This window comes from Symbioplanes lichenis (assembly GCF_030709675.1).
Classification (GTDB): Bacteria; Actinomycetota; Actinomycetes; order Mycobacteriales; family Micromonosporaceae; genus Actinoplanes; species Actinoplanes lichenis.
Genome location: NZ_JAUZQD010000008.1, coordinates 244607 through 265141, shown reverse-complemented (window position 1 = coordinate 265141; position 20535 = coordinate 244607). Strand labels below are relative to the sequence as shown.

At 69.0% G+C, this 20535-nt stretch carries 18 protein-coding genes and 1 tRNA gene; 5 read left to right on the top strand and 14 right to left on the bottom strand.

Annotated features, from left to right (window positions below):
• Nucleotides 1-70: 70 nt before the first annotated feature.
• From uvrB to rpsA, 3 genes are all read right to left on the bottom strand, one after another.
• The gene (gene uvrB / locus RAN62_RS21140) at nucleotides 71-2191 is read right to left on the bottom strand and encodes an excinuclease ABC subunit UvrB (RefSeq protein ID WP_305786419.1); all 2121 of its coding nucleotides are present in this window, start codon (nucleotides 2189-2191) and stop codon (nucleotides 71-73) included.
• Nucleotides 2192-2572: 381 nt separating this feature from the next.
• Entirely contained in the window at nucleotides 2573-3769 is a 1197-nt protein-coding gene (gene coaE / locus RAN62_RS21135; protein WP_305786418.1) for a dephospho-CoA kinase, read from the bottom strand.
• A gap of 207 nt (nucleotides 3770-3976) precedes the next feature.
• Entirely contained in the window at nucleotides 3977-5491 is a 1515-nt protein-coding gene (gene rpsA / locus RAN62_RS21130; protein WP_305786417.1) for a 30S ribosomal protein S1, read from the bottom strand.
• A gap of 500 nt (nucleotides 5492-5991) precedes the next feature.
• Between rpsA and RAN62_RS21125 the strand changes: the two genes are divergently transcribed.
• From RAN62_RS21125 to RAN62_RS21115, 3 genes are all read left to right on the top strand, one after another.
• Entirely contained in the window at nucleotides 5992-6801 is an 810-nt protein-coding gene (locus tag RAN62_RS21125; RefSeq protein ID WP_438874526.1) for a class I SAM-dependent methyltransferase, read from the top strand.
• A 175-nt stretch (nucleotides 6802-6976) separates the two neighbouring features.
• On the top strand, nucleotides 6977-7183 hold the full coding sequence (locus RAN62_RS21120; protein ID WP_305786416.1) for a hypervirulence associated TUDOR domain-containing protein: 207 nt from the start codon (nucleotides 6977-6979) through the stop codon (nucleotides 7181-7183).
• Nucleotides 7173-7496, top strand: coding sequence for a DUF3140 domain-containing protein (locus RAN62_RS21115; RefSeq protein ID WP_305786415.1), 324 nt, complete (start codon nucleotides 7173-7175; stop codon nucleotides 7494-7496). Before RAN62_RS21120 ends, RAN62_RS21115 begins: the two co-directional genes overlap by 11 nt.
• Before the next feature lie 35 nt (nucleotides 7497-7531).
• On the opposite strand, the gene RAN62_RS21110 is transcribed toward RAN62_RS21115, so the two are convergent.
• From RAN62_RS21110 to RAN62_RS21060, 11 genes are all read right to left on the bottom strand, one after another.
• Entirely contained in the window at nucleotides 7532-7897 is a 366-nt protein-coding gene (locus tag RAN62_RS21110; RefSeq protein ID WP_305786414.1) for an ArsR/SmtB family transcription factor, read from the bottom strand.
• A 456-nt stretch (nucleotides 7898-8353) separates the two neighbouring features.
• Nucleotides 8354-11047: a DNA polymerase I gene (gene polA / locus RAN62_RS21105; RefSeq protein ID WP_305786413.1), complete on the bottom strand. Its 2694-nt coding sequence runs from the start codon at nucleotides 11045-11047 to the stop codon at nucleotides 8354-8356.
• 55 nt (nucleotides 11048-11102) lie between these two features.
• Entirely contained in the window at nucleotides 11103-11855 is a 753-nt protein-coding gene (locus tag RAN62_RS21100; RefSeq protein ID WP_305786556.1) for an amino acid ABC transporter ATP-binding protein, read from the bottom strand.
• An 8-nt stretch (nucleotides 11856-11863) separates the two neighbouring features.
• Nucleotides 11864-12838 carry an amino acid ABC transporter permease gene (locus tag RAN62_RS21095; protein ID WP_305786412.1) on the bottom strand — a complete coding sequence of 325 codons (975 nt, stop codon included), beginning with the start codon at nucleotides 12836-12838 and terminating at the stop codon, nucleotides 11864-11866.
• A gap of 12 nt (nucleotides 12839-12850) precedes the next feature.
• On the bottom strand, nucleotides 12851-13759 hold the full coding sequence (locus RAN62_RS21090) for an ABC transporter substrate-binding protein (RefSeq protein ID WP_305786411.1): 909 nt from the start codon (nucleotides 13757-13759) through the stop codon (nucleotides 12851-12853).
• A gap of 23 nt (nucleotides 13760-13782) precedes the next feature.
• On the bottom strand, nucleotides 13783-14493 hold the full coding sequence (locus tag RAN62_RS21085) for an ABC transporter ATP-binding protein (protein WP_305786410.1): 711 nt from the start codon (nucleotides 14491-14493) through the stop codon (nucleotides 13783-13785).
• Nucleotides 14483-15238, bottom strand: coding sequence for an ABC transporter ATP-binding protein (locus tag RAN62_RS21080; protein WP_305786555.1), 756 nt, complete (start codon nucleotides 15236-15238; stop codon nucleotides 14483-14485). The genes RAN62_RS21085 and RAN62_RS21080 overlap by 11 nt, the downstream gene beginning before the upstream one ends.
• Before the next feature lie 122 nt (nucleotides 15239-15360).
• Nucleotides 15361-16491: a branched-chain amino acid ABC transporter permease gene (locus RAN62_RS21075; RefSeq protein WP_305786409.1), complete on the bottom strand. Its 1131-nt coding sequence runs from the start codon at nucleotides 16489-16491 to the stop codon at nucleotides 15361-15363.
• The gene (locus tag RAN62_RS21070) at nucleotides 16488-17438 is read right to left on the bottom strand and encodes a branched-chain amino acid ABC transporter permease (protein WP_305786408.1); all 951 of its coding nucleotides are present in this window, start codon (nucleotides 17436-17438) and stop codon (nucleotides 16488-16490) included. Before RAN62_RS21070 ends, RAN62_RS21075 begins: the two co-directional genes overlap by 4 nt.
• Before the next feature lie 80 nt (nucleotides 17439-17518).
• The gene (locus RAN62_RS21065; protein ID WP_305786407.1) at nucleotides 17519-18685 is read right to left on the bottom strand and encodes a branched-chain amino acid ABC transporter substrate-binding protein; all 1167 of its coding nucleotides are present in this window, start codon (nucleotides 18683-18685) and stop codon (nucleotides 17519-17521) included.
• Nucleotides 18686-18881: 196 nt separating this feature from the next.
• Nucleotides 18882-19490, bottom strand: coding sequence for an ANTAR domain-containing response regulator (locus RAN62_RS21060; RefSeq protein WP_305786406.1), 609 nt, complete (start codon nucleotides 19488-19490; stop codon nucleotides 18882-18884).
• 129 nt (nucleotides 19491-19619) lie between these two features.
• Between RAN62_RS21060 and RAN62_RS21055 the strand changes: the two genes are divergently transcribed.
• Nucleotides 19620-19704 (top strand) — tRNA-Leu (locus RAN62_RS21055).
• 37 nt (nucleotides 19705-19741) lie between these two features.
• A complete protein-coding gene (locus tag RAN62_RS21050) occupies nucleotides 19742-20497 on the top strand; it encodes a helix-turn-helix domain-containing protein (RefSeq protein WP_305786405.1) in 756 nt (251 codons plus the stop codon).
• The last annotated feature ends 38 nt before the right edge of the window (nucleotides 20498-20535 follow it).

The window sequence follows — 20535 nt, the reverse complement described above, 5'->3', positions numbered from 1 at the left end:
TGACGGCAACGCGACGGACGGCGAAGCCGGCGGCGGCAGCGCGGCGATCTCCTGGCGGGTCCCCATCCGCTCAGCGCACCCCCGCCACGTCCATGCCGCGGAGCTCCTTCTTCAGCTCGGACATCTCGTCGCGGATGCGGGCGGCCAGCTCGAACTGCAGCTCCCGGGCCGCGGCCAGCATCTGGTCGTTGAGGTCCTGGATGAGCTGGGCCAGCTCGGCGCGGGCCATGCCCTCGCGGGCCGGAGCCGTGGCGGCGGCGCGCCCCTTGGAGCGGGTCTCGGGCACGGGGGCCTTGCCGCGCGACATCTGCCGGCCGGCGCCGCCGACGGAGTGGCTGCCGAGGGTGGTGTCGGTGTCCTCGGCCTCGCGGTAGATGTCGTCGAGGATGTCGTGGATCTTCTTGCGGAGGGGCTCGGGCTTGATGCCGTGGGCCTCGTTGTAGGCGACCTGCTTGGCCCGGCGCCGGTCGGTCTCCTCGATCGCCTCGCGCATCGACGGGGTGATCTTGTCCGCGTACATGTGGACCTGGCCCGAGACGTTACGGGCGGCGCGGCCGATCGTCTGGATCAGGGAGCGGCCGCTGCGCAGGAAGCCCTCCTTGTCGGCGTCGAGGATGGCGACCAGCGACACCTCGGGCAGGTCGAGGCCCTCGCGCAGCAGGTTGATGCCGACCAGGACGTCGTAGTCGCCCTTGCGCAGCTCCTTGAGTAGCTCGACGCGGCGCAGGGTGTCGACCTCGGAGTGCAGGTAGCGCACCCGGATGCCGTTTTCCAGGAGGTAGTCGGTGAGGTCCTCGGCCATCTTCTTGGTCAGGGTGGTGACCAGGACCCGCTCGTCGCGCTCGGTGCGCAGCTTGATCTCGTGCATGAGATCGTCGATCTGGCCCTTGGTCGGCTTGACGACGACCTCGGGGTCGACCAGGCCGGTCGGGCGGATGACCTGCTCGACGTATTCGCCTTGAGCCTCCCCCATCTCCCACGGCCCGGGCGTCGCCGACAGGAAGACCATCTGGCCGACCCGCTCGAGGAACTCGTCGAAGCGCAGCGGCCGGTTGTCCGCGGCGCTGGGCAGCCGGAAGCCGTGCTCGATGAGGATGCGCTTGCGCGAGGCGTCCCCCTCGTACATGCCGCCGATCTGCGGGATCGTGACGTGGGACTCGTCGATGACCGTGACGAAGTCGTCGGGGAAATAGTCGAGCAGCGTGTAGGCCGGGTCGCCGAAGGAGCGGCCGTCCATGTGCATCGAGTAGTTCTCGATGCCGTTGCAGAAGCCGACCTGCCGCATCATCTCGATGTCGTAGGTCGTGCGCATCCGCAGCCGCTGGGCCTCGAGCAGCTTGCCCTGCCGGTCGAGCTCGGCGAGGCGCTCCTCGAGCTCGGCCTCGATGTCGCGGATGGCCCGCTCCATGCGCTCGGGGCCGGCCGCGTAGTGCGTCGCCGGGAAGATGACGAGCTGGTCGACCTCGCGCACGATGTCGCCGGTGAGCGGGTGCAGATAGTAGAGCTTCTCGATCTCGTCGCCGAAGAACTCGATCCGGACGGCGAGCTCCTCGTAGGCCGGGATGATCTCCAGCGTGTCGCCGCGCACCCGGAAGGTGCCGCGCTGGAACGCCATGTCGTTGCGGCTGTATTGAATGTCGACGAGGCGGCGCAGCAGCTGGTCGCGGTCCCACTCCTGGCCGACCTTGACCTTGGCCGCGCGCTCGAGGTATTCCTGCGGGGTGCCCAGGCCGTAGATCGCCGAGACGGTCGCGACCACGATGACGTCGCGCCGGGTGAGCAGCGACATGGTGGCCGAGTGCCGGAGCCGCTCGACCTCCTCGTTGACCGACGAGTCCTTCTCGATGTAGGTGTCGGTCTGCGCGATGTAGGCCTCGGGCTGGTAGTAGTCGTAGTAGCTGACGAAGTATTCGACGGCGTTGTGGGGCAGCAGCTCGCGGAACTCCTTGGCGAGCTGGGCACAGAGCGTCTTGTTGGGGGCGAGGACGAGCGCCGGCCGCTGCAGCTTCTCGATGAGCCACGCGGTGGTCGCGCTCTTGCCGGTGCCGGTGGCCCCGAGCAGGACCGTGTTGCGGTCGCCCCGGCGCACCCGGCGCTCCAGCTCGGCGATGGCCGCGGGCTGGTCACCGGCCGGCTGGTATTCGCTGACGACCTCGAAGGTGCCGTCGAGTCGTGGGATGTCGAGCGCCATGGACCCACCGTACGTCGGGGGTGTGACAAGTTTCCGCGACGCTCGTGCCGATGGTGCGTATTCCGGGCGTTGTCCCCCGCCCGCGACCGGTTCAGACTGGTCGGGTAGGTCGCTCGCGGCGGCCTGCCGCCCGGCCGGTGCCACCACGCGGCGCCCCGGGCGGACTCCACGGATCGCAGCCCCGGTGCCGCCGGCGAGCGCGTCCGGGAAGGTCGTGCCACACCGCACGACCGCCCGCCGCGAGCGCCCCTGCGCCCAGGGAAAGCCGCGAAAGCCCCGCCCCCAGGAAAGCCGCGAACACCCCGCGCCCAGCACAAGGCCGCGAACGCCCTGCGGCCGGGAAAAGGGCCGCGAACACCCCGCAGCCGGAAAAGGGCAGCCTCAGGACGCACGCGGCTGCCAGCCCACCTCCTCGGCCCACGCGTGCGCCGCCTCCGCCTCCGCGTCGAACCACGGCTCCTTGGCCTCCGCGTAACCGGCCACGTCCGCGTGCTGCCCGGCCCAGTCCGCCTTCGCCGCCGCGTAACCGTCGCGCGCCTCCGGCACCGCCCGCAGGTGGTCGCGCATGAGCAGCGCGAAGCGCCACCCCGGCGACCCCGTCACCCGGACGTGCAGGTTGACCGGCCGCCCCGGGTCCGCATGGCCGTGCAGCCGCTTGGGCCACGTCGCGCCGGGGATCCCGCGGGCGTTGTCGGCCCATTCCCCCGTACGCCGCGGCAGCCCCGCCCCGGCGAGCGCGCCCGCCGCCTCGTCGGCCGCCGTCAAGGTGGGCACGGCGAGCATGAGGTCGATGAGGTCCTTCGCGGGCAGCCCCGGCACCGCGGTCGACCCGATGTGCGTGAGCCCCCCGTCCAGGCCCAGCGGCCGCAGCACATGATCGATCCGCGCCATGATCCGCGCCGCCTGCGCCGGCCATGTCACGTCCGGCTCGGCGACCCGCAAACGTCCGTCGGTGCCGGCGAAGCGGGACAACCGCACATTCCGCTCGTACGGCACCAGCCGCTCGCGCCACAACCGGGTGACCTGGGTCTCCAGCTCGGCGAGCGTCCCGCCGTTGCTGATCACCACGTCCGCGGCGGCCCGGCGCTCGTCGTCGCCGGCCTGCGCGGCGATCCGGGCGGCGGCCTGCTCCTGGGTCATCCCGCGCGTCTCCACGAGCCGCGTGACGCGCGTCTCCGGATCGGCTTCCACGACCACGACCAGGTGGTACGAGGGCGCGAGTCCCGTCTCCACGAGCAGCGGCACGTCGTTGACGACGACCGCGTCGAGCGGGGCTTCGCTGGTCAGCTGCGCGGTCCGGGCGCGTACCCGGGGATGGATGATCTTCTCAAGGGTCCGCCGCGCGCCGGTGTCGCCGAACACGCGCGTGCCGAGGGCCGGCCGATCGAGCTCACCCGCCGGCGTGAGCACCCCGGCCCCGAAGGCCTCCGCCACGGCGGCCAGCCCGTCGGTCCCCGGCGCGACCACCTCCCGCGAGAGCACATCGGCGTCGATGATCACCGCGCCGCGCTCGGCCAGCAACCGCGCGACGGCACTTTTCCCGGCTCCGATGCCACCGGTCAACCCCACCTTGAGCACGCGGCCAGTATCCCCGAGCGGCGCGAGCCGAGAAAGCCGGAAGAAGGGCGCGGGAAGCGGACATCGCCGCCGAGCAGCCGCCGCCGGCGGGCAAAAACGAGGCGCGCACGGAAAGAGCCGCCCACCCGCGCGACGGCGGAGGGGCGGCTCGGCGTCCGTTCCGGGCCCCGGCCGTTACGGGCCGGGGACCGGGTCAGGCGATGGTGCTCAGTTCTTGCCGCCGGCGAGCTTCTCGCGCAGGGCGGCGAGGGCCTCGTCGGTGGCCAGGGTGCCGGCCGGCTCCTCGTTCGAGCGCGCCGGGGCGGACGAGCTCGTGGAGGAGGAGGTCGACGAGGAGGAGGACGAGGTCACGCCGCCGGCCGGAACCGGGTTGAGCGCGGCCTCGGCGTCGGCGTCGCGGGACGCCTGCACCTGCTTGGTGTGGGCCTCCCAGCGCTCGCGAGCCTCGGCGTACTGCTTCTCCCAGGTCTCGCGCTGGGCGTCGAAGCCCTCGAGCCACTCGCCCGTCTCCGGGTCGAAGCCCTCCGGGTAGATGTAGTTGCCCTCGTTGTCGTACGTGGCAGCCATGCCGTAGAGGGTCGGGTCGAAGTGCTCCTCGCCCTCGACGAAGCCCTCGTTGGCCTGCTTGAGCGACAGCGAGATGCGGCGACGCTCGAGGTCGATGTCGATGACCTTGACCAGGACGTCGGAGCCCACCTGGACGACCTGCTCGGGCAGCTCGACGTGCCGCTCGGCCAGCTCGGAGATGTGCACCAGGCCCTCGATGCCGTCGTCGACGCGGACGAACGCACCGAACGGGACCAGCTTGGTGACCTTGCCCGGCACGATCTGGTTGATCGCGTGGGTCCGGGCGAACTGGCGCCACGGGTCTTCCTGGGTCGCCTTCAGCGACAGCGAGACACGCTCGCGGTCCAGGTCGACGTCGAGCACCTCGACCTCGACCTCCTGGCCGACCTCGACAACCTCGGACGGGTGGTCGATGTGCTTCCAGGAGAGCTCGGAGACGTGCACCAGGCCGTCCACGCCACCCAGGTCCACGAAGGCACCGAAGTTGACGATGGAGGACACGACGCCCTTGCGGACCTGGCCCTTCTGCAGCTTGTTGAGGAACTCGGTGCGGACCTCGGACTGGGTCTGCTCCAGCCACGCCCGGCGGGACAGGACCACGTTGTTGCGGTTCTTGTCCAGCTCGATGATCTTCGCCTCGAGCTCCCGGCCCACGTAGGGCTGGAGGTCACGGACGCGACGCATCTCCACGAGGGAGGCGGGGAGGAAGCCACGCAGGCCGATGTCGAGGATGAGGCCACCCTTGACGACCTCGATGACGGAGCCGCGCACGACGCCGTCGTCCTCCTTGATCTTCTCGATGGTGCCCCACGCGCGCTCGTACTGCGCGCGCTTCTTCGAGAGGATCAGGCGGCCTTCCTTGTCCTCCTTGGTGAGGACGAGGGCTTCGATGTGGTCTCCGACCGACACCACTTCCGCGGGGTCCACGTCATGCTTGATCGACAACTCGCGCGAGGGGATGACGCCCTCGGTCTTGTAGCCGATGTCGAGCAGGACCTCGTCCCGATCGACCTTGACGACGGTGCCTTCGACAATGTCACCGTCGTTGAAGTACTTGATGGTCTCGTCGATGGCTGCGAGGAAAGCTTCCTCCGAGCCGAGATCGTCGACGGTGACCCGGTTGGCGCTCGAGGTGGCCTCGATGCTGCTCGTCATGTGGACTGTTGCTCCGAACGGATGGTTTCGTGGTGTCTCTTGCGCGTCACGGACCTGACGACGGGCACAGCACGAACATCCGGTGATCACGAGCGTGGAGCCGGGCGATCAGGCGAGTCAGAATCATGCTGGACCGACGACTTGCGGAACCTGCTCCCTGCCGAGGCACACGATCCGCGAGCGCATCGACTAGCTTACAGTGCGCATTACCACAGGTTGCAAGCCCTCCTGCGGACCCAGGCACATTGTTCCCGCCAAACCCGTCACCACGCCCGTTACGTGCGGTTTTGCCCGGCCGCCCCACGGCGCATTCCCTTCCCGGGTACGCGCAGAGCGGATCAAGCCCCGTGCCGCGGTCCCCGTCCGGGTCCGCGCGGACCGGCTCGCGCCCCGCGTCACGATCCCGATCCGGGTCCGCCCGACCGGTCCCGCCCCGCGACGCTTCACCGATCCGGGTACGCGCGGGGCGGCGCCCACCCCGGGGAACGTACGGTGGCCCGGTGATCGAAGACCACGTGACCCTGCGCCGCCCGGTGACCGACGACGAGAGCCGCGTCGCCAGCCGCCACTGGTGGGACCTCGACGCCGACGACTACCAGGAGGAGCACGGCGCCTTCCTCGGGGACGCCGACTTCGTGTGGTGCCCCGAGGGTGTGCGCGAGGCCGATGTCCGGCTGCTGGGCGACGTACGAGGGAAGCGGGTTCTGGAATTGGGTTCCGGGGCCGCGGCAGCAGCGCGCTGGCTGGAGGGTCAGGGCGCCGGCGTGGTCGCCATGGATCTGAGCGCCGGCATGCTGCGCCAGGCCCAAGCGGGCGCCTCGCGCTCCGGCGTCGAGGTGCCGCTGGTGCAGGCCGACGCGCTGGCGCTGCCGTTCGCGACCGGCGCCTTCGACATCGTGTTCACGGCGTTCGGCGCGATCCCCTTCGTCGCCGACTCCGCCGCGGTCATGCGCGAGGTCGCCCGGGTGCTGCGCCCCGGCGGCACATGGGTCTACTCGCTCACCCACCCGATGCGGTGGATCTTCCTCGACGACCCGGGCGAGGACGGCCTGCTGGCGATCCACCCCTACTTCGACCGCCGCCCGTACGTGGAGCAGGACGCCGCCGGCACCCCGACCTACGTCGAGCAGCACCGCACCCTGGGCGACCGGATCCGCGAGCTGGTCGCCGCCGGCTTCGTCCTGGACGACCTGATCGAGCCGGAGTGGCCGGAGGGCCACGAGCAGATCTGGGGCCAGTGGAGCCCCCTGCGCGGCCGCCTCTTCCCCGGCACCGCGATCTTCGTCACCCACCTGCCCGGCCCGCGCTGAGCCGGCACCGCGACCTGCCCGGCCCGCGCTGAGCCGGCACCGCGACCTGCCCGGCGCGCGCTGAGCCGGCCCCGGGCGAGGACGCCGGACCGAGATCCCGGAGGGGTCACTCACCCGGGGAAAACCCGGCTGACCTCGGGCGTTATGCCGCCGGGACGCCGGGTACCCCGAGTTCATGAGCCTGCGAAAAGGTACGAAGGTGTCCTGGAAGAGCCACGGCGAAACCGTCGAGGGCACGGTCGAGAAGAAGATCACCTCTCGCACGGAGGAGTCCGGCCGCACGGTGGCGGCGTCGAAGGACGAGCCGCAGTACAAGGTCAAGAGCGACAAGACCGGGGCGACCGCCGTGCACAAGGAGGAGGCGCTGAAGGATGGCAAGTGACACGTACACGGAGTTCAAGGACGCCGTGAACATGAGCGCGTCCGAGCTGGAGAAGTGGCTGGAGACCGACGAGTCGCGCGAGGTCGGCCAGAAGTCGGGCGGCGGCGAGTCGGTCGGCCACGACAGCGGGCGCAAGATCGTGAAGCTGCTGCACACCAAGAAGGCGGACCTGAGCGACCAGGACGAGGCGCACATGCGCAAGGTCGTCGGCTACGTGCACCGGCACCTGGCGCAGCGGCCGCAGGGTGACGTCAAGGACACCAAGTGGCGCTGGTCGCTCATGAACTGGGGCCACGACCCGCTCAAGAAGTGACGCAAGGCCGGCGCGAACGCCGGCCCGGGAGACGGTCAGACGGTGGCGGCGGCCTTCGTGACGTCGAGCAGGCCGGCCAGCAGGGCGAGGGGCCCCGGCACCAGCCGGTAATAGACCCACGTCCCGCGCCGGTCGCTGTCGACCAGGCCGGCCTCGCGCAGGACCTTGAGGTGGTGCGAGATCGTCGGCCCGGTCAGCTGGAACGAGCCGGTCAGGTCGCAGACGCAGACCTCGCCGCCGCCCGCGGAAGCGATCATGGAGAGCAGGCGCAGGCGGACGGGGTCGCCCAGCGCCTTGAACATCGGCGCGTAGGCGCGCGCCTGGCCGTCCTCCAGCGGGCGATGGATCACCGGCGCCCACGCCTCCGACAGCGATGTCACGTCGAGCGAAGTGGTTGGCATCAGACCACCCTTGCAGAGCGGGGCAAGCCGCCCGCGCCGGTGTCCGCCCCGGATGTAGTCGCTGTGCAAGATTGTCGTCGCAGAGCGCCAGAATGCATTTCACAGCACCATTGCCCGCCCGCCGCGGAATAGCGTTTGCCCAGTTCAGAGCCGCTCGCGCGCCATTAGCGCCCGGTGCCGTAAGGGCCGCGAGAACTGCCCGAAAGTCCCACCCGTAGGCGGTTCCCCCGACTGGTCAGCGACCCCACCGTCCCCTGTGCACAGACTGTCGAATCTCCGACAGGGCTACCGGCCTCCGCTTCGCTGCGGCGGGCGCCGCGCCCCCGAAGACGCTGACTTGGACACCGGAAATCGACGAAGAAACCCGCTTCGCCGATTTCCGGCGCCCAAGTCACCGCCGGGCGCAGTGCGTGACGGGCCGGCGCTGACGCGCCTCCCGGGAGATGAGCGCCGGCGTCAGTGATCGGCGCCGTTCCAGTCCTGGCCGAGGCCGACCGACACCTCGAGCGGCACCGACAGCGGGTAGGCCCCGCCCATCTCCCGCCGCACCAGCGCCTCGAGCGCTTCCCGCTCCCCCGGCGCGACCTCGAAGACGAGCTCGTCGTGCACCTGCAGCAGCATCCGCGACGCCAGGCCGGCCTCGCGCAGCGCGGTGTCGACGTGCAGCATCGCCACCTTGATGATGTCGGCGGCCGAGCCCTGGATCGGGGCGTTGAGCGCCATCCGCTCGGCCATCTCGCGCCGCTGGCGGTTGTCGCTGCTCAGATCGGGCAGGTAGCGGCGGCGGCCGAGGATCGTCGCGGTGTAGCCGTCCTGCACGGCCCGGCGCACCACGGCCTGCAGATAGTCGCGGACGCCGCCGAAGCGCTCGAAATATTCGGTCATCAGGCCACGGGCTTCCTCCGTGGTGATGGACAGCTGGTTGGACAGGCCGAAGGCGCTCAGCCCGTAGGCCAGCCCGTAGTTCATCGCCTTGATCTTGCGCCGCTGATCGGGCACCACCTCCTCGACCGGGACGTGGAAGACCGATGAGGCAGTGGCGGCGTGGAAGTCCTCGCCCGAGTTGAACGCGGCGATCAGCGCCTCGTCCTCGGAGAGGTGGGCCATGATGCGCATCTCGATCTGGCTGTAGTCGGCGGTGAGCAGCGACTCGTAGCCCTCGCCCACGACGAAGGCGCGGCGGATGCGGCGGCCCTCCTCGGTGCGGATCGGGATGTTCTGCAGGTTGGGGTCGGTGGACGAGAGCCGGCCGGTCGCGGCGACGGTCTGGTTGAACGTGGTGTGGATGCGCCCGTCGTCGGAGACCGACTTGAGCAGCCCGTCGACCGTCGACTTGAGCTTGGCCACGTCGCGGTGGCGCAGCAGGTGCTCCAGGACCGGGTCGCCGGTCTGCGCGAACAGGCTCTGCAGCGCGTCGGCGTCGGTGGTGTAGCCCGACTTGATCTTCTTGGTCTTGGGCAGGTTGCGCTCGACGAAGAGGATCTCCTGCAGCTGCTTGGGCGAGCCCAGGTTGAACTCGCGCCCGACGACCGCGTGCGCCGCCTGCTGGGCCGCCTTGACCTCGGCCGCGAAGTGCGCCTCGAGCTCGCCCAGGTAGTGGGTGTCGGCGGCGATGCCGAGGTGCTCCATGTCGCCGAGCACGACCTCCAAGGGCTGCTCGACCTCCATGAGCAGCCGCTGCGACGCGCCCTCGTCGCGGGACAGCTCCTCGGTGAGGGTGTCGGCGAGGTCGAGGGTGGCCCGGGCGCGCAGCATCACATTCTGCTCGGCGGCGCCCTCGTCGCTCACGCCGGCGAGCAGGTCGAGCTGCCCATCGGCCGGGGCGTCGACCCGCAGCTCCCGCTTGAGATAGCGCAGGGCGAGGTCGGTCAGGTCGTAGGCCCGCTGGTCGGGCTTGGCCAGATAGGCGGCCAGGGCGGTGTCGGAGCGCAGGCCGGCCAATTCCCAGCCGTGGGCGCGCAGCGCCAGCATCGCCGGCTTGGCGTCATGGATGATCTTGGGACGGGAAGCATCCGCCAGCCATGCGGCCACGGCCTGCTCGTCCGAGGAATCCAGCGTCGTGGGATCGAACCAGGCGGCGGGCCCGTCCCCGGTGGCCACCGCGATCCCCGTGAGGGCGCCGGTGCCGCGGCCGAAGGAACCCGTGAAGGCCAGCCCGACCGGCGCCTCCAACGCGTGGGCGTCGAGCCACGCGGCCACCTCGCCGGTCCCCAGCACGGTGCCGTCGAGGTCGAAGCCGGCCTCCGCCTCGGGCTCGACCGCCTCGAGGTACGAATAGAGCCGCTCGCGCAGCACCCGGAACTCCAGCGCGTCGAACACCTGGTGGACGGCCTCGCGGTCCCAGCCCTGCCACTTGACATCCGCCGGCCCGACCGGCAGCTCGAGATCGGTGACGAGCTTGTTGAGGTCGTAGTTGCGCATGACGTCGGCCAGGTGGGCCCGCAGGCTGTCGCCGACCTTGCCCTTGATCTTGTCGACCTCGGCGATCACGCCGTCGAGCCCGCCGTACTGATTGATCCACTTGGCGGCGGTCTTGTCTCCCACGCCCGGCACGCCGATCAGGTTGTCGCTGGCCTCGCCGACCAGGGCCGCCTTGTCGCGGTAGCGCTCGGGGGGCACGCCGTACTTCGCCTCGATCGCCTCGGGCGTCATCCGCCACACCTCGGAGACGCCGCGCACGGGATAGAGGATGGTGACCCGCTCGCCGGCGAGCTGGAACGCGTCGCGGTCGCCGCTGGAGATGACCACCTCGAAGCCCTGGTCACGGGCGGCGCAGGAGAGCGTGGCGATGACGTCGTCGGCCTCGTAGCCGGGCTTCTCCACCACCGGGATGCGCAGCGCGGCCAGCACCTCCTTGACCAGGCTGACCTGGCCCAGGAACGGCGTCGGGGTCTCCGAGCGGCCGGCCTTGTATTCCGCGTATTTCTCCGTGCGGAACGACGTGCGGCTGACGTCGAAGGCGACCGCGATGTGCGTCGGCTTCTCGTCGCGGAGCATGTTGATCAGCATCGAGGTGAAGCCGAACACCGCGTTGGTCGCCTGCCCGGTGGCCGTGGAGAAATTTTCCACGGGCAGCGCGAAGTAGGCGCGGTAGGCCAGCGAATGGCCGTCCAGCAGCAGCAAGCGGGGGGTCTGCGCGTGTTCGCTCACGTCCGAGAACTCTAGACCCGGGGTACGACACTCGTGCGGACCACCCCGCTGGCTTTTACAGCACTTTGCTCAGGAATGCCCGGGTTCGCTCGTGCCGCGGATTGCCGATGACCTCCCGCGGGGCGCCCTGCTCGACCACCACGCCCCCGTCCATGAAGATCAGCGAGTCGCCGACCTCCCGGGCGAAGCCGATCTCGTGAGTCACCACGATCATGGTCATGCCGTCGCGGGCGAGGTCCTTCATGACGTCGAGCACCTCGCCGACGAGCTCCGGGTCCAGCGCGCTGGTCGGCTCGTCGAAGAGCATCAGCTTCGGCCGCATCGCGAGCGCCCGGGCGATGGCGACACGCTGCTGCTGCCCACCCGAGAGCTGCCCGGGGTAGTTCTCCACCTTCGCCCCGAGGCCGACCCGGTCGAGCAACGCCAGCGCTCTCTCCCGTACCTCGGACTTGCTCTCTCTTTTGACCCGGCACGGCGCTTCCATGACGTTCTGCAGCACCGTCATGTGCGGGAAGAGATTGAACCGCTGGAACACCATCCCGATGGACCGGCGCTGCGCGGCGACCTCCTTCTCCCGCAGCTCGTGCAGCTTGCCGCCGCGCTCGCGATAGCCCATCAGGTCGCCGTCGACGAAGATCTTGCCGGCGTTGACCTTCTCCAGGTGGTTGATGCAGCGCAGGAAGGTCGACTTGCCCGACCCCGAGGGCCCGAGCACGCAGCACACCTCACCCGCGCGCACCTCGAGGTCGACACCCTTCAAGACCTCCAGATGCCCAAACGATTTGTGTACGTTCTCCGCGCGCACCATCGCGTCGGTCACGGTGTCGCCCCTTCCACTCCCACGGGCCGCTTGCGGGACCGGCGGGTGGCGCCGTAGCCCTTGCCGAAGTGCCGCTCGACGAAGTACTGCGCGATCATCAGCACGCTGCAGATGATGAGGTACCAGAGACACGCGGCGATGAGCACCGGCAGCACGATGAACGTCCGCGAGCTGATCGCCTGCAGCTGGAAGAACAGCTCGAAGGTCACCGGCACGAAGGCGACCAGCGACGTGTCCTTGACCATCGCGATCGTCTCGTTGCCCGTCGGCGGCACGATGACCCGCATCGCCTGAGGCAGCACGATGCGGCGCAGCACCTGACCGCGCGACAGCCCGAGCGCCGACGCGGCCTCGGCCTGACCGGGATCGACCGACTGGATGCCCGCCCGGACGATCTCCGCCATGTACGCGGCCTCGCTGAGCGCCAGCGCGAGCATGCCGGCCACGAAACCGGACAGCAGATCCGTCGCCTTGATGCTGTAGAACTGCAAATTCAGGTCGCTGACCCCGAACAACCGGCCCAGCTGCTCGTCGAAGGGCACCCCGAAACCGATCCGGTCCCACAGGATGCCCAGGTTGCCGAAGAGGATCGCCAGGACCAGCCGCGGCACCGCCCGGAAGACCCAGGTGTAGAGCCACGCCACCCAGGACAGCACCGGGTTCGGCGACAGCCGCATGATCGCGATGACCACGCCCAGCGCGACGCCGATGACCATCGACGAGACGGTCAGCAGGAGCGTGCCCCGCAGGCCCTCCAGCACCGGGCCGGTGAACATGACCCCGCGCTTGCCGTCGCCGATGCTGACGAAGATGAAGCGCCAGTTGAAGCGGTCGTTCGTGAGAAGCAGGTGCAGGAACATCGCGGCGAGCACGGCCAGCACCGCGATCGCCGCCCACCGCCCGGGGTGCCGGACGGGCACGGCCTGAACAGCGTCAGGCCGTGCCCGTCCGGTTTCGGTTTCCGTCGTCATGTCCGCCGCGGATCAGGCCGCGGGGTTGACGGCCGGGTCGGTGATGCCGCCGGCCTCGACGCCCCACTTGCTGAGGATCGTCTTGTACGTGCCGTCGGCGATCAGCGCCTCGAGGGCGCCCTCGATCGCGGCGCCGAAGTCCGTCTGGTCCTTCGGCAGCACGTACCCGTACGGGGCCGAGTCGTAGATGTCCCCGGCCAGCGCCAGCTGACCGTTCGTCTGCTTCACCGCGTACGCGCAGATCGGCGAGTCGGCGAGCATCGCCTCGTCCTTGCCGGAGACGACCGCGTTGGTGGCGTCCGCCTGCGACTGGTACTGGTCGATGGTGATGGCCGTCTTGCCGCCGTCGGTGCACTTCTTCGACCGGGCGGTGATGTCGTCCAGCTGCACCGTGCCGACCTGGACGGCGACCTTCTTGCCGCAGGCGTCGTCGGGGTTGATCGTGGCGCCGGACTTGGTGGCCCACTGGGTGCCCGCGGAGAAGTACGAGATCATCGTCGACTCCTTGAGGCGGTCGGCGTTGATCGTGAAGGACGAGACGCCCACCTGGTACTTCTTCGACACGACGGCCGGGATGATGGCGTCGAACTTGGCCGACTGCCACTCGGTGGTCAGGCCCAGCTTCTGCGCCACGGCGTTGAACAGGTCGACGTCGAAGCCGACCACGGTCTTGCCGTCGGTGTCGAGGAACTCGTTCGGCGCGTACGTGGAGTCCGTACCGATGACGAGCTTGCCCGCCGCCTTGATGTCGGCCGGCACCTTGTCGGCCAGGCTGGTGTCGGCGGAGGCCGACGGCACCGGCGCGGCGCCGCTGTCCGTGTCGCCGGAGGATTCCTCGCCGCAGGCGGCCAGCGACACGGTCATCGCGGCCGCGACGGCCACGCCGAGGATCGCCCGGCGGCCAGTAGTGATGCGGAACATAGCCACTCCCTGGTTGTGGGGGGTCAGGCGACGCCGAGGTAGGCGTCCTTCACCGAGGGGTCGTGCAACAGCTCGGCGCCGGTGCCGGACTTGACGATGCTGCCGGTCTCCAGCACGTACGCCCGGTGTGCGCGCGAGAGCGCCTGCTGAGCGTTCTGCTCGACCAGCAGGACCGTCGTGCCCTGCTGGTTGATCTCCACGATGATGTCGAAGATCTGCTGGATGAGCATGGGCGCCAGGCCCATCGACGGCTCGTCGAGCAGCAGCAGCTTGGGCCGGCTCATCAGCGCGCGCCCGACCGCGAGCATCTGCTGCTCGCCGCCGGACATCGTGCCGCCGACCTGCTTCTCCCGCTCCTTGAGCCGGGGGAACAGCGTGAACGCCCGGTCGAGGTCCTCGTCGATCTCGGCCCGGTTGCGCCGCGTGTAGGCCCCCATCTCGAGATTCTCGCGGACCGTCATGCCCGGGAAGATGCCCCGGCCCTCCGGCGACTGCGAGACCCCGCGCACGACCCGCAGGTCGGCGCGCATCTTCGTGATGTCCTCACCGTCGAAGATGATCTTACCCTGGGCGACCGGGCGGAGCCCCGAGATGGCCCGCATCGTCGTCGACTTCCCGGCGCCGTTGGCCCCGATCAGCGCGACGATCTCACCCTGGTTCACGGTGAGGCTGATGCCGTGCAGGGCCTGGATCCGCCCGTACAGCAGGGTGATGTCCTGCAACTCAAGCAGCATCGGTCGGGACCCCCAGGTACGCCGCGATCACCTTCGGGTCGTCCCGCACCTCGGCGGGCGTGCCCTCGGCGATCTTCTTGCCGAACTCCAGCACCACGATCCGGTCCGTGACGCCCATGACCAGCCGCATGTCGTGCTCGATGAGCAGCACGGTGACCCCGGTGTCGCGGATCTTGCGGATCAGCTCGAGCAGCTCGGCCTTCTCCGCCGGGTTGAAGCCGGCCGCCGGCTCGTCCAGGCACAGCAGGGTCGGGTCGGTCGCCAGCGCCCGGGCGATCTCCAGCCGGCGCTGCTCGCCGTACGACAGGTTGCGGGAGACCTCCCCCGCCCGGTGCTCGATGCCGACGAAGCGCAGCAGCTCGAGCGACTTGTCCCGGCCCTCGTGCTCTTCCTTCCAGAAGCGCGGCAGCCGGAACAGGGCGCTGAGCACGCTGGTCTTGTGGTGCGCGTCGGCACCGACCATGACGTTCTCCAGCGCGGTCATCTCCGGGAACAGGCGCACGTTCTGGAACGTACGGGCGATGCCGCCCCGGGTGATCTCGTGCTTCTTCTTGCCGACGATCGACTCGCCCTTGAACCGGATCGCCCCGGAGGTCGGCCGGTAGACGCCCGTCATCGCGTTGAAGCACGTGGTCTTGCCGGCGCCGTTCGGGCCGATCAGACCGAAGATCTCGCCCTTGCGCAGCGCGAAGCTGACGTCGTTGAGCGCCACGACGCCGCCGAAGCGCAGCGTGACGTTCTCCATCTCCAGCAGGACATCGCCCTTTTTGTCCGGCGACGGCTTGGCGGCGCCGGTCTGCGCGGGCCGGTCGACCGGCTTCGCGTTGGCGTCGTCGAGCTCCTGCGGCGTCTCGATGTGAGGCTCGCTCACTGGGGAGCCACCTCCTTCTCACGGTCCTTGAGCTCCATCGCCCGGCGACGGCTCGGGATCAGGCCCTGCGGCCGGAAGATCATGATCGCGATGATCACCGCGCCGAAGATCGCGAACCGGAACCCGAACAGGTCCGTGTGCCAGATCGGGTCCTCGATGCCGCGCAGCCGGTCCGGGATGTACGAGATCAGCGCGCCGCCCAGGATCGCCCCGAAGATGTTGCCGGAGCCACCCATGACCACGCCCGCCAGCACCAGGATCGAGAACTGCAGCTGGAACGTCTGCGAGTTCATGAAGCCCTGCTGCCCGGCGAACATCACGCCACCCAGGCCGCCGATGAACGCGCCGATCGCGAACGCCCACAGCTTGTACTTGATCGTCCGCACGCCCATGATCTCGGCGGCTTCCTCGTCCTCGCGGATCGCCAGCCACGACCGGCCGACCCGGCTGCGGTCGAGGTTGCGCACCGCGAAGATCACCACGATGATCACGGCCAGACCGAGCCAGTAGTACGGCGTCGCGTCCGCCACCCCGAAGATCGCCTTGCCGTCGGAGTAGTCGCCCGGCGGGTGCGGCAGGTCCGAGAAACCCCGGTCGCCACGCAGCGTCTCCGAGCTGGTCGCGAAGATGCGGATGATCTCGGCGAAGCCCAGCGTCACGATCGCCAGGTAGTCACCGCGCAACCGCAGCGTCGGCCAGCCCAGGATCAGGCCCGACACCATCGTGACCGCGAGCGCGACCGGGATGGCCGCCACCCACTTCCACTCCGTGTGCAGCACGCTGTCCGGCGACGTGAACAACGCCACCGTGTACGCGCCCACCGCGAAGAAGCCGACGTAGCCCAGGTCGAGCAGGCCGGCGAAGCCCACCACGACGTTCAGGCCGAGAGCCAGCAGAACGTAGTAGGACATGTTGAACAGGGCGCTCGGCCAGTCGATGCCCACGGTGATGATCTGCGGGCCGATCACGGGGACGTCGCCCACGTACGGCAGCAGGACCGCCAGCACCGCGAACACGATGCCCAGCACCACCCGGACGACCAGCGACTGCCGGCCGTACCAGCCGCGGACGCCGCCGTTGCCGCGCCAGCTCTTCTTTGCGGACGTTGCCGCCACACTCTCGCTCATGCTCGGGCCCTCCCGAGAGACTCACCCAGCAGGCCCGTCGGGCGGACGAGCAGGATCAGGACCAGCAGGACGAACGACGCCGCGTGCAGCCACTGCGTGCCGAACAGGCCCGCCGCGTAGTTCTGCAGCACACCCAGCAGCAGGCCGCCCAGCAGCGCGCCGCGCAGGTTGCCGATGCCGCCGAGCACCGCCGCGGTGAACGCCTCGATGCCCAGCAGGAAGCCGGCGTCGAAGCGCGTGACCCCGATCTTCAGGTCGTACATGACGGCCGCGATGCCGGCCATGAGACCACCGAGCAGGAACACCAGCGCGATGACCCGGCTCTTGTTGACGCCCATCAGGGCGGCACTGTCCGGGTTCTGCGCCACGGCCCGGATGCCGCGGCCCAGCCGCGACCGGTTGATGAAGCGGTCCAGCACGAACATCATCACGAGCGCCAGCACGATGATCAGAATCTGCAGGTTCGTCACATGCATGTTGCCGATCACGAAGACGTCGGCCGGGCGGATCAGCGGCGGAACCGCCTTGATGTTGCGCTGGGTGATCACGCCGACGGTCTCGGAGATGAACAGCGAGGCCCCGATCGCGGTGATCAGGAACGCCAGCGGCGGCGCGTTACGCCGGCGCAGCGGACGGTACGCCACCAGCTCCACGCCCAGCGCGGTGAGGCCGGAGACAACGATGGCAGCCACCAGTCCCAGCAACAGGAAACCGATGACAGCGATGACACTGGGGGTGGCCGAGTTCTGGTCGAGCCCGAAGAAGCCCCACACGACGAGACACGCGTAGGACCCGAGCAGGAAGACCTCGGAGTGAGCGAAGTTGATCAGGCGAAGCACGCCGTACACCAGGGTGTAGCCCAGGGCGAAGAGCGCGATGATCGCTCCCTGGGCGAGACCCGTGATCGTCAGCGGTCCGAAATCTTGGATCAGACCGGAAAAATCCACAAGGGGCTCCTGAAACGAAGAGGTCGGTGCGGCCGGAGATCATCCGGCCGCACCGGCCCTGCAGCGAGATACGGCGGAACTTAGGAGACCTTCACCTCTTGGTCCGCGACCTGGTTGCCCGTTGCGTCGAACTTGAACGTCCAGACCTTGAGCAGGCTGGGGTCCAGCTCACCGGTCTCGGTGAACTTGTAGGTGTTCGCGATGCCCTGGTAGTTCACCGTCGACAGGTAGGTGTTCATCTTCTCCGCCGTCGTGTTGCCGGCGTCGATGCCCTGCAGGAAGATGTTCGCGGCGTCGTAGGCGACGTCCGAGTACGTACCGGCGTCGACACCCCACTTCGCCTTGTAGTCGGCGACGAACGTGCCGCCCGCCTTCTCCGGCGGCGAGCACGGGCAGGTGACGATGGTGCCCACGGCGGCGGCGTTACCGGCGGCCTTGGCCAGGCCGGCGTCCTTCATGCCGTCGCCACCGAGCAGCGTGCCCTTCCAGTTCGCCGCGGTGAGCTGCTTCCGGATCAGACCCGCGTTCTGGTAGTAGCCGCCGTAGAAGAACACGTTGGCGCCGCTGCTGACGACCTTCTGCACGACCGCCGAGAAGTCGGTCTGCTTGCCGTCGGCCTCGGTCTTGTCCGTGCCCACGACCGCCGTGCCCAGCTTCTGCTTCACGATGTCGGCCAGACCGGCACCGTACGCGGACTGGTCGTCGGCCACGAAGACCTTGGTGGCCTTCAGCGTGTCCTTGATGTACGCCGCGGCGGCCGGACCCTGCGAGTCGTCGTTCGCCACCGCGCGGTGGAACGTCTTCCACCCGTTGGACGCGAGCGACGTCCGCGTCGCCGAGGGGCTGATGGTCGGGATGCCGGCCTCTTCGAAGATCGGGTCGGCGGCCTCGGACTCGCCGGAGAACGGCGGGCCCACGATGCCCAGGATCTTCTTGTCCGCGACCAGCTGGCGGGCGACGCCCGGCGCCACCTCGGGCGCACCCTGAGAGTCGAACTTCGCGACCGTGATGCAGTCGGAGCCCTTCTTCTCGTTGTACTGGTTGATCGCGAGCTCGAAACCCTGCTCGATGTTGACGCCGAGGTTCGCCGAGGAACCCGTCAGAGCGCCGAAGTAAGCGAGCTTGTAGCCGCAGTTACCGCCACTGGCCGAGTCGCCCGTGTCGCTGCTGCTGTTGCAAGCCGCGGCACCGGCGACGAGCCCGATCACGGCCAGGCCGCTGATGGCTCGTGCGAAGACCTGCCTCAAGGTTGGAATCCTCCTCCATACCGAACCCGTCGAGCCACCGCAGGTCGATTGGCACTTGCGCGCCGCCCCGCCCCCACTGCGCCCGTCATGGGGCGGGACGTTATCCCACCCTCATGTTCAGAGGTAAGAGTTCACTCGGGCATTCACCGAACCGTTACGTGCGGTGATCCCCGTGCGGAGAAGGTGTAACAACCAATCAGGACGCAGGCGTGTCCTCACCCTCCGCAAGGATGCGGTCGGCCACCTCACGCATCGTCATGCGGTGATCCATCGCCGTCCGCTGGATCCACTTGAACGCCTGCGGCTCGGTCATCTGATACTTCGTCATCAGCTCGCCCTTGGCCCGCTCCACCGACTTGCGGGTCTCCAGCCGGTCGGTCAGCCCGGCAACCTCGGACTCCAGCGCGGAGATCTCCGAGTAGCGGGAGAGCGCGATCTCGATGGCCGGCACAAGGTCCGACTTCTGGAACGGCTTCACCAGATAGGCCATCGCCCCCGCCGCCCGCGCCCGTTCCACCAGATCCCGCTGACTGAACGCCGTCAGAATCACCACCGGCGCGATCTTCGCCCCGGCGATCCGCTCGGCGGCGGCCAGCCCGTCCATGATCGGCATCTTGATGTCCAGGATCACGAGATCCGGGGTGAGCTCCTCGGCGAGGCGCACGGCGGTCTCCCCGTCGCCGGCCTCCCCGACGACGTCGTACCCCTCCTCGACCAGCATCTCGGCCAGGTCGAGCCGGATCAGGGCCTCGTCCTCGGCGATCAGAACCCGCCTGCGCTCGGCACTCGCCTGCGTGTCGGCCACGAAACCCCTACCCCCAACGCTCCACGAAGTTGCGACACCCCGGGTATCCGGGTGTCACCCCTGACAGCGTAGTGGGTAGTCTGTCCCTTGCTCGTATCGACGTGACCTTGGTCCCGGCGGCACGCGCGAGCCGGGATGATGGAATCAGGCAGACATGGGGCACTCAAAATGCTCTGCCCGAAAGGGCGTGCGGGTTCGAATCCCGCTCCCGGCACCGGAAAACTGTCGTACCCCTGTTCGAAGATGATGGGGTGCACCCCTCTCACCTGATCCGCCGTGCCATCGAGTTGTATGCCGCAGGCATGACCGCGACCGCTATTTCGCGCGAGTTACGACTGCCCCGCGGCACTGTCAGCCACTGGCTGCACAGTGACTCCCGCAGGGCCACCGAACGCGCTGCTGAAATCTCTCGGTGTCCGCGCTGCGACGTTCCCCCGCGACCACCCGACGACGGCCCCGCCTATGCGCACTTGCTCGGGCTCTATCTCGGTGACGGGCATCTCGTCACCTCTGCTCGAGTGCCGGTGCTGCGGATAGCCTGCGACGACGCCTGGCCGGCCCTGATCGACAAGTGCGAAGAGGCCATGCGCCGAGTGATCGCGAGAAGCGTCCAGCGGGTTCCCAAGATCGGGTGCACCTCCGTGCAGAGCTACTCGATGCACTGGCCGTGCCTGTTGCCGCAGCATGGCCCCGGCATGAAGCACCAGCGCGAGATTGCCCTTCTTCCCTGGCAGGAGGAGGTGGTGGACGAATTTCCGGGAGATTTCGCGCGCGGGCTCTTCCACTCGGACGGCTGCCGCTCGGAAAACCGCGTCGTTCGCAATGGCAAGGAGTACCGCTACCCCCGCTACATGTTCTCCAACGAATCCCGCGACATCATGCGGCTCTGTCAGGAATGCCTCGACCGGCTCGGCGTCCCGTGGCGGATGTGCAAGCCGAACATGTTGTCGGTGGCGCGCAAGGAAGGGGTGGCGGTGCTGGACGGGTGCGTCGGGGCGAAGGCCTGAGGTCAGCACAGGTCGGGGGAACGCGAGGGTTTTTCCGG